Source organism: Rhodanobacter sp. FW106-PBR-R2A-1-15, assembly GCF_058789735.1.
Genome location: NZ_JBYTEM010000008.1, coordinates 105,591 through 114,935, shown reverse-complemented (window position 1 = coordinate 114,935; position 9,345 = coordinate 105,591). Strand labels below are relative to the sequence as shown.

Sequence of the window (9,345 nt, the reverse complement as noted above, 5' to 3'; positions counted from 1 at the left end):
GCTCTGAAGTCCGGGATTCGGGATTCGCAAAAGCATCGCCCGCGAGCGGGCTCCTACACAGGGAGCGTCACACACGGAGAGGCCGGGCATTGCCCGGCCTCTCCGTGTGGCGGTCGCGGGGGCTTATTTGGCCACCACCCGCACCATTTCCAGGCACTTGTTCGAGTAGCCCCACTCGTTGTCGTACCAGCTGACCAGCTTGACGAAGCTGTCGTCCAGCGCAATGCCGGCGTCGGCGTCGAAGATCGAGGAGTGCGCGTCGCCGCGGAAGTCGGTGGCCACCACCTTGTCCTCGGTGTAGCCGAGGATGCCCTTCAGCGCGCCTTCGCTCTGCGCCTTCATCTCGGCCTTGATTTCCTCGTAGGTCGCCGGCTGCTCCAGTTCCACGGTGAGGTCGACCACCGACACGTCCGAGGTCGGCACGCGGAAGCTCATGCCGGTGAGCTTCTTGTTGAGCTCGGGGATCACCTTGCCCACCGCCTTGGCTGCGCCGGTGGAGGAGGGGATGATGTTCTCCAGGATGCCGCGACCGCCGCGCCAGTCCTTGTTGCTCGGGCCGTCCACGGTCTTCTGGGTGGCGGTGGCGGCGTGCACGGTGGTCATCAGGCCGCGCTTGATGCCCCACTTGTCGTTCAGCACCTTGGCCACCGGGGCCAGGCAGTTGGTGGTGCAGCTGGCGTTGGAGATGATCGCCTCGCCGGCGTACTTCTGATCGTTGACGCCGTAGACGAACATCGGCGTGTCGTCCTTGGACGGCGCCGACAGGATCACCTTCTTCGCGCCAGCGTCCAGGTGCTTCTGCGCCGCTTCCTTGGTCAGGAACAGGCCGGTGGACTCGATCACCACGTCGGCATGCGCCTCGTTCCACTTCAGGTTGGCCGGGTCGCGTTCCTGGGTCAGGCGGATCTTCTTGCCGTTGACCAGCAGATGGCTGCCCTCGACCTTCACCTCACCCTCGAAACGGCCGTGCACGGAGTCGTGCTTCAGCATGTAGGCGAGGTAGTCCGGCTCCAGCAGGTCGTTGATCGCCACGATCTCGATGTCGTTGCCGAAGTTCTGCACGGCTGCGCGCAGCACGTTGCGACCGATGCGGCCAAAGCCGTTGATGCCGACCTTGATGGTCATGAGGGAACATCCTCCTGGAGACGGTTGGATATGACGATGGCGGATGGGCAGCCGCGGGTTGCGGCGCCGGTTTCAACCGCCGAATCTTACAATGAATGCGCCCGGATGGCCCGTGCCGGATTATCGCTGTGGCAGACTGCGGCCCTTTGGGCCGGTGGCCATCATGTCTTTGCGTCGTTGTTCGCTGGCCTTCGCGGCCATCCTGCTCGTGGTCGCGCCGGCAACCCGCGCCTGGGGACCGCTCGGTCACCGCGTGGTCGCCGAGCTGGCGCAGCGGCACCTCGGCCCCGCCGCCGGGGCCGAGCTGGAACGCCTGCTGGCGGCGGAGCACACCACGCAACTGGCCGACGTCGCCGGCTGGCCCGACCAGATCCAGAATGATCCCGCGCAGGCCACGTTGTGGCAGCAGACGCGCAAGCTCCACTACGTCAATTTCCGTGGCGGTCCGGGTTGCGACTACGAGCCGCCGCGCGACTGCCGCAATGGCGCATGCATCGTGGCAGGGCTGAGGCGCTATGTGGCGATCCTCGGCGACAAGGCGCAAAGCGACGCCGCGCGCCTGGAGGCCCTGAAGTTCGTGGTGCATTTCGCGGGCGACATCCACCAGCCGCTGCATGCCGGCTACCGCGACGACCTCGGCGGCAACCGGTACCAGGTGCAGTTCGAGGGCAAGGGCAGCAACCTGCACAGGGTCTGGGACACGGGCATGCTGGAGACGCGCGGCCTGGGCTGGCAGGCTTACGCAGCGAAGCTGGACGCCGAGGGCCTGGCACCGCTGCCGCCGCCGATTGCGCCGCTGGACGATCCCTACGCGCCGTGGGCGCGGGAATCCTGCCATGCCACCGCTGCGCCCGGCTTCTATCCGGATGGCCACAGGATCGGCCAGGCCTATGTCGACGCCGAGCTGCCGGTGGCCGAAAACCAGCTGCGCATCGGCGGGCGCCGGCTGGCCGCCGTGCTCAACCTGGCGTTGACGCCGCGATGAGCGAGGGTCGGCCAGCGTATTGCATACGAATGCAAGATGATGGCGCGCCGCGCGGCATCTGCTAGCCTCGGCGCATGAACCCGAATCCCCTGCGCCGCACCAAGATCGTCGCCACCCTTGGCCCCGCCACCGACGTGCCGGGCATGCTTGAGAAGATCATCGCCGAAGGCATCAACGTGGCCCGCCTGAACCTCTCGCACGGCCAGCCTGACGACCACCGCGCCCGCGCCAACGCGGTGCGGGCGGCATCGGTGGCCGCCGGGCGCGAAGTGAGCATCCTGGCCGACCTGCAGGGGCCGAAGATCCGCATCGAGACCTTCGCCAACGGGCCGGTGGAACTGCACGAAGGCGCCACGTTCGTGCTGGATTGCCGCCCCGACGCGCCGCCCGGCGACGCGACCCGCGTCGGCGTCAGCTACTACGGCCTGCCGCACGACGTGCGTGCCGGCGACGTGCTGCTGCTGGACGACGGGCTGATCGCGCTGACCGTGCAGGAAGTGGTCGGCGCCGAGGTGCGCTCCAGGGTGCTGATCGGCGGCAAACTGTCCAACCGCAAGGGGCTCAACCGGCAGGGCGGCGGGCTGTCGGTGACGGCGCTGTCGGACAAGGACAAGGCCGACATCAGGCTGGCCGCCGAGATCGGCGCCGATTTCCTTGCGGTGTCGTTCGTGCGTTCGGCCGAAGACATGCACCAGGCCCGCCGCCTGCTGCACGAGGCCGGCGGCAACGCGGCGCTGGTGGCGAAGATCGAGCGCGCCGACGCGATCCCGGTGCTGGGCGAGATCATCGACGCCTCCGACGTGGTGATGGTGGCGCGCGGCGACCTCGGCGTGGAGATCGGCGACGCCGAACTGCCCGGCCTGCAGAAGAAGATCATCCGCGAATCGGTGCAGCGCAACCGCGCGGTGATCACCGCCACGCAGATGCTGCAGTCGATGGTGCGCTCGCCGATCCCCACCCGCGCCGAGGTGCTGGACGTGGCCAACGCGGTGATCGACGGCACCGACGCGGTGATGTTGTCGGAGGAAACCGCGGCCGGCGCGCACCCGGACAAGGCGGTGGCGGCGATGGCGCGCATCTGCCTCGGCGCCGAGCGCCAGTTCGAGCCGAAGGAGGATCTGGCCAGCGCCAGCCACCACATGAATCGCACCGACCAGGCGATCGCGCTGGCCGCGATGGTGCTGGCCGGCCAGCTCGGCGTGCGGGCGATCGTGGCGCTGACCGAGTCCGGCGCCACCGCGCAGTGGCTGTCGCGCTACCGCAGCGCGGTGCCGATCTACGGCATGTCGCCGTCCGCCGCCGCGCGCCGGCGCATGCAGGTGCTGCGCGACGTGCAGCCGGTGGCGTTCGATCACGACGAGAAGCGGAGCATGGCCGCCTCCACCCGGGCCGCGGTGCGGCTGCTGTTCGAGCAGGGCAAGCTGGCCGAGGGCGACAGCGTGGTGATCACCTATGGCGACCGCGTCGGCCACGTCGGCGGCACCAACACGCTGAAACTGCTCGCGGTCGGTCCCGGCGGCACGGTCGAGAGCCTGCGCGACCTGTGACGGCTGACGCGCCGCTGTCCGGCCGCCCGCCGCCGGCTGATGGCGGGTCGCAATGCCGCTACACTTCATGCCGTCACCCCGGCCAGGAGAACGCCATGACATCCGTGTCCCGCCTGCTTCGCCAGGGCCTGCTGCTGGCGTTGGTGCTGGGCTTCGTCGCGCCGGCGCTGGCGCAGATGCGCCGGATCGACCCGCAGGAGCTGTATCGCTACTGGATCCTGCTCAACACGCAGGTGAAGATGGATGTGCCCAACAGCGGGCTCAACCTGGACCAGCCCAGCTGCGCGGCGGTGACCTATACGATCGGTTCGGATGGCGTGCCGATGAACGTGCAGGTGGTCAAGCTGGTGCCCAAAAGCGACCTCGGTCCGGCGGCGCGCAGTGCGGTCTCCAATTTCCGCTACGGTCCGTCACTGACCAACCGCATCGGCGAGCCGGTCGCCACCTATTACGTGGTGCCGTTCAACGCGCCGAAGGACCCGGCCCAGCGCCAGCAGCTGACCGACCAGTGCAAGCTGCCCGGCTACGCCCCCTGAGCCGGGGCCGTCCGTCGGCGCGCTGGCGCTGGCGGACGCCATCTGGCCTATAATCCCCGTTTTGAACCGTGCCGCTTCGGCCCCGAGGCGGCTTCCACCTTGTGCGGGCGGGCATGCCCGTGCACCACGGAGTCGTCATGAGTATTGAAGATCTCGAAAGCATCGCCCTGGCGATGGTTGCGCCCGGCAAGGGCATCATCGCCATCGACGAGTCGACCAACACCATCAGGAAGCGCTTCGAGGCGGTCGGCATCGAGAACACCGAGGAAAACCGCCGCGCCTACCGCGAGCTGCTGCTGACCACGCCGGGCCTGAACGAGCACATCTCCGGCGCGATCCTGTACGACGAGACGATCCGCCAGAAGACCCGCGACGGCGTGCCGTTCACCGAGGTGATGAAGAAGAACGGCATCATCCCCGGCATCAAGGTCGACAAGGGCCCGCAGCCGCTGGCCGGCTTCCCCGGCGATGTGGTCACCGAAGGCCTCGACGGCCTGCGCGAGCGCCTGCAGGAATACGTGAAGCTTGGCGCCCAGTTCGCCAAGTGGCGCGCGGTGATCAATATTTCCGAGGAAAACCCCAGCTCCACCGCGATCGAGGCGAACTGCTACGTGCTGGCGCGCTACGCCGCACTGTGCCAGGAAGCCGGCCTGGTGCCGATGGTCGAGCCGGAGGTGATCATGGACGGCGACCACAGCATCGAGGTCAGCTACGAGGTGCATGAAGCCGTGCTGCGCAGCCTGTTCAACGCGCTGTACGAGCAGAACGTGATGCTGGAAGGCACCATCCTGAAGGTCAGCATGGTCATTCCGGGCAAGGATTGCGACGAGCAGGCCGACGTCGAGGAAGTCGCCGAGGCCACCGTGCGCGTGCTGAAGTCCACCGTGCCGGCCTCACTGCCGGGCATCGTGTTCCTCTCCGGCGGCCAGACCGACCAGCAGTCCACCGCGCACCTCAACGCGATGAACCAGATCGGCCCGCACCCGTGGCCGCTGTCGTTCTCCTACGGTCGCGCCATGCAGCAGGCGGCGCTGAAGCTGTGGTCGAAGGATATGAAGGCGAACTACGCCGAAGCGCAGAAGACCGTGCACGCCCGCGCCCGCGACAACGGCCTGGCTGCGCTGGGGCAGTGGAACGGCTGAGGGGTTAGCTCCCGCGATTATCGACGATCGCGAGAGTCAAACGGGCAGCCATCCATGGCTGCACTGCTCAGAAAAGAAACGGGCACCGTGAGGTGCCCGTTTCTTTTTCCGTGTGATCGGCCAACCGATCAGAAGCCGTAGGAGCCCGCTTGCGGGCGATGCTTCTGCTCTTCGAATTCCGGCTCTCAACAGACGAAGGTCTGGTCATCCCGGCTTCAAAAACATCGCCCGCAAGCGGGCTCCTACAGTAAAAAGGGCGCCTTGCGGCGCCCTTTTTTTGATGCATGAAACATCGAGACTCAGAAGCGGTATTCCGCGCTGACCGAGACCATGTCGGTGCTCAGGTTCACGCGGTCCTTCTTGGCGTCGTAGTAGTCGTAGTTCAGGCCGACACTGACGTTGTTGCTGAAGTCGTAGCCCACGCCGGCACCGGCGTACCAGCTGGTGTCGTCCAGGCCCTTGCGGATCGGGTTGGCGTCATTGCTGAGGCCGTGGCCCTTCCAGCCGTAGATGCCGGTACGCGCGCTGACGTACCAGTTCGGGCTTACGTTGAAGTGGCCGTTCACGCCGGCGGTCCACCCGTGCAACTGCGACTTGCCGCGGTCGACGACCGGCTGGCTGTTGAAGATGTTCTTCGGGTGGATGTTGCCCAGGTCGTTGTAGCCCACCTCGGCGCCCAGCGCGACCGACGGGTTCAGCGCCCAGCGGTAGCCGCCGTTGATGCCGTAGCCGGTGGTGCTGTCGTCGTACGGGCCATGGTTCAGCGAGGCCTGGCCGACGTTGCCGTTGATGAACCAGCCACCCTTGTCGGTGGACGCGCTTTGCGCGAACACGGCGGGAACGGCCAGCAGGCCGGCGGAAGCGAAGGCGAGGGCAAGCAGGGTCTTGTTCGTTTTCATGGAGCTTCTCCAATTTGTTGTCGTGGCAGTCGGCCCTGAGGGGGAATGGCCGCTGCTGGCGGTGCGCCGTCCGTTCGGCCGGCGACACCTGATTCCTTAGATGGGTCGTGCCCTGGAAGATTCAATACCGATTAGTTCAGTATTAAGCTTGAGTTAATTCGGCACCGGGCTCAAAAGCGGTACTCCGCGGTCAGCGACGCCGTATCGGAACTCAACTTGATCTGATCTTTGTTCGCGCGGTAGTAGTCGTACGACAGGCCCAGGCCGAAGTGCTCACTGAAGTCGTAGCCGGTACCCACGCCGGCGTACCAGTCGACCTTGTCCATCTTGTGCCGGTTGATGTCCTGGTTGGCGTAGCCGTGACCCCGCCAGCCGTACACGCCGGTGCGGCCACTGACGTACAGGCCCTGCCACACGTTGATCTTGCCGTTGACGCCCGCGGTCCAGCCGCGCAAGGCCTGACGCTGCGAGGTCAGGTTGACGTCGTTGCTGTTGAACACGTTCTTCAACCTGAAGTTGCCCAGGTCGTTGTAGCCGGCTTCCACGCCGAGGCCCAGATCCTGGCCCACCTTCCAGCGGTAGCCGCCATTGAGCGCGTAGGTGGTCGGGTGGTCGTCGTACGGGCCCACGCGCATGTGGGCCTGGCCGACGCTGCCGTTGATGAACCAGTTGCCGCTGCCGATCGGCTGTGACGGCTGGAAGTTGCCGCCGGCGACCGGCGTGGTGTCTTGAGCAAAGGCCGGCAGGGCGCACAGCGTGGCGGAGGCGAGGGCAAGGGCGATCAGATTCTTTTTCATGGGGATACTCCTCGTTTTTGGACCGGGCCGGCGCTGTGGACCAGGCGCGCGGCCGGGCAGCACCTGGGGATGGCGCTGCGGGGCGCAGTGATAGTGGGTCGTGGCTGAAGCTCGCCGAACCGTATGGTGGGGAATTAAGCGGCGATTAATTCCGTGGCCGCGGGCGACAGCTGGCGGCCGGATCGGCGACAATGGCGCTTTTGCACCCTCCGGAGACCGCCCGATGACCACCCGCCGCGAACTCGCCAATGCCGTGCGCGCCCTTGCCATGGACGCCGTGGAGGCGGCCAGGTCCGGTCATCCGGGCATGCCGATGGGCATGGCCGACCTCGCCGAGGTGCTCTGGAACGACTTCCTGAAGTTCAACCCGGCCAACCCGAAGTGGTTCAACCGCGACCGCTTCGTGCTCTCCAACGGCCACGGCTCGATGTTGCAGTACGCGCTGCTGCACCTGACCGGCTTCGACCTGCCGATGGACCAGCTGAAGCGTTTCCGTCAGCTGCACTCGAAGACCGCCGGCCACCCGGAGGCCAGCGAAACGCCGGGAGTGGAAACCACCACCGGCCCACTCGGCCAGGGCCTGGCCAACGCGGTCGGCTTCGCGCTGGCCGAGAAGGTGCTGGCGGCGCACTTCAACCGTCCGGGTCACGACGTGGTCGACCACCACACTTACGTGTTCCTCGGCGATGGCTGCCTGATGGAAGGCATCTCGCACGAGGTCGCCTCGCTGGCCGGCACCTGGCAGCTGGGCAAGCTGGTGGCGATCTACGACGACAATGGCATCTCGATCGACGGCGAAGTGCACGGCTGGTTCACCGACGACACCCCGGCGCGCTTCGAGGCGTACGGCTGGAACGTGATCCGCGGCGTGGACGGGCACGATGCGGGGGCGATCAAGCAGGCGATCGCCAGCGCCACTGCCCAGCACGACAAGCCCACCCTGATCTGCGCGAAGACCGTCATTGGCTTCGGCGCACCGCACAAGCAGGGCAAGGAGGAAAGCCACGGCGCGCCGCTGGGCAAGGACGAGATCGCCGCCGCGCGCGAGCAGCTGGGCTGGCATCACGCGCCGTTCGAGATCCCGGCCGAGATCTACGCCGGCTGGGATCACAAGGCCAGGGGCGCCACTGCCGAACAGGCCTGGAACGACGCGTTTGCGAAATACGCCGCCGCCCATCCACAGCTGGCCGCCGAGTTCAGCCGTCGCATGAGCGGCGAGCTGCCGGCGGACTGGGCCGCGAAGTCGCAGGCGTTCATCGACAAGCTGCAGGCCGACGGCCCCGAAGTGGCTTCGCGCAAGGCCTCCCAGATGAGCATCGAGGCGTTCGCGCCGCTGCTGCCGGAGCTGATCGGCGGCTCGGCCGACCTGGCCGGCTCCAACCTCACCAAGTGGAAGGGCAGCCTCGACGCCGCCACCGGCGACAGCGCCGGCGGCAAGGGCAACTACGTCCACTACGGGGTGCGCGAGTTCGGCATGACCGCGATCGCCAACGGCCTGGCCCTGCACGGCGGCTTCATTCCGTACGATGCGACGTTCCTGGTGTTCTCCGACTACGCGCGCAACGCGGTGCGCATGAGCGCGCTGATCCCGGCGCACGCGATCCACGTCTACACGCACGACTCGATCGGCCTGGGCGAGGACGGCCCGACCCACCAGCCGGTCGAGCACATGGCGTCCCTGCGCTACATCCCGGACAACCAGCTGTGGCGCCCGTGCGATGCGGTGGAGTCGGCCGCATCGTGGAAGGCGGCGATCGAGCGCAACGGCCACCCGGCCTGCCTGGTGTTCTCGCGGCAGAACCTGAAGCACCAGCAGCGCAGCGCACAGCAGGTGGCCGACATCATGCGCGGCGGCTACGTGCTGTCCGATCCGCTGGATACGAAGTTCCAGGCGATTCTGATCGCCACCGGTTCGGAAGTGGAACTGGCAATGGAGGCCGCGCGTGCGCTGGCGCAGCAGGGCGTGGCCGTGCGCGTGGTATCGATGCCGTGCACCGAGGTGTTCGATGCGCAGCCACTGGAATACCGCGAAGGTGTGCTGCCGGGTTGGTGCCGCGCACGCGTCGCCGTGGAAGCCGGCACCGCCGACTTCTGGCGCAAGTACGTGGGCCTGGACGGCGAGGTGATCGGCATGACCACGTTCGGCGCCTCGGCGCCCGCACCGCAACTGTTCGAGCACTTCGGTTTCACCGTGGCCCATGTGGTCGATGCGGTGAAGCGCACCCTTCGCTGAGACTCATCAGCTCTTGTAGGAGCCCGCTGGCGGGCGATGCTTTTTTTCGCCTTGATGTCCCCTACGTTGCACCAGGGCAGG

At 67.0% G+C, this 9,345-nt stretch carries 8 protein-coding genes; 5 read left to right on the top strand and 3 right to left on the bottom strand.

Annotation, left to right across the window (positions count from 1 at the left end; genetic code table 11):
• Positions 1-123: 123 nt before the first annotated feature.
• Positions 124-1,125, bottom strand: coding sequence for a type I glyceraldehyde-3-phosphate dehydrogenase (gene gap / locus AC3WTD_RS06725; protein WP_027492296.1), 1,002 nt, complete (start codon positions 1,123-1,125; stop codon positions 124-126).
• Positions 1,126-1,288: 163 nt separating this feature from the next.
• On the opposite strand from gap, the gene AC3WTD_RS06720 reads away from it, so the two are divergent.
• The 4 genes from AC3WTD_RS06720 to AC3WTD_RS06705 all read left to right on the top strand — a co-directional run bounded on the left by AC3WTD_RS06720 (position 1,289) and on the right by AC3WTD_RS06705 (position 5,335).
• Positions 1,289-2,110, top strand: coding sequence for a S1/P1 nuclease (locus AC3WTD_RS06720; protein ID WP_027492295.1), 822 nt, complete (start codon positions 1,289-1,291; stop codon positions 2,108-2,110).
• 74 nt (positions 2,111-2,184) lie between these two features.
• Positions 2,185-3,657, top strand: coding sequence for a pyruvate kinase (pyk, locus tag AC3WTD_RS06715; RefSeq protein ID WP_027492294.1), 1,473 nt, complete (start codon positions 2,185-2,187; stop codon positions 3,655-3,657).
• 95 nt (positions 3,658-3,752) lie between these two features.
• The gene (locus AC3WTD_RS06710) at positions 3,753-4,193 is read left to right on the top strand and encodes an energy transducer TonB (RefSeq protein WP_492613303.1); all 441 of its coding nucleotides are present in this window, start codon (positions 3,753-3,755) and stop codon (positions 4,191-4,193) included.
• 137 nt (positions 4,194-4,330) lie between these two features.
• A complete protein-coding gene (locus tag AC3WTD_RS06705) occupies positions 4,331-5,335 on the top strand; it encodes a class I fructose-bisphosphate aldolase (protein WP_492613302.1) in 1,005 nt (334 codons plus the stop codon).
• A gap of 299 nt (positions 5,336-5,634) precedes the next feature.
• Here the strand turns inward: AC3WTD_RS06705 and AC3WTD_RS06700 are convergent, their stop codons facing one another.
• A complete protein-coding gene (locus tag AC3WTD_RS06700) occupies positions 5,635-6,234 on the bottom strand; it encodes a porin family protein (protein WP_027492291.1) in 600 nt (199 codons plus the stop codon).
• A 170-nt stretch (positions 6,235-6,404) separates the two neighbouring features.
• The gene (locus tag AC3WTD_RS06695; RefSeq protein ID WP_492613301.1) at positions 6,405-7,031 is read right to left on the bottom strand and encodes an outer membrane beta-barrel protein; all 627 of its coding nucleotides are present in this window, start codon (positions 7,029-7,031) and stop codon (positions 6,405-6,407) included.
• 223 nt (positions 7,032-7,254) lie between these two features.
• Here AC3WTD_RS06695 and tkt point away from each other — a divergent pair, with 223 nt between their 5' ends.
• Entirely contained in the window at positions 7,255-9,264 is a 2,010-nt protein-coding gene (gene tkt / locus AC3WTD_RS06690) for a transketolase (protein ID WP_027492289.1), read from the top strand.
• The last annotated feature ends 81 nt before the right edge of the window (positions 9,265-9,345 follow it).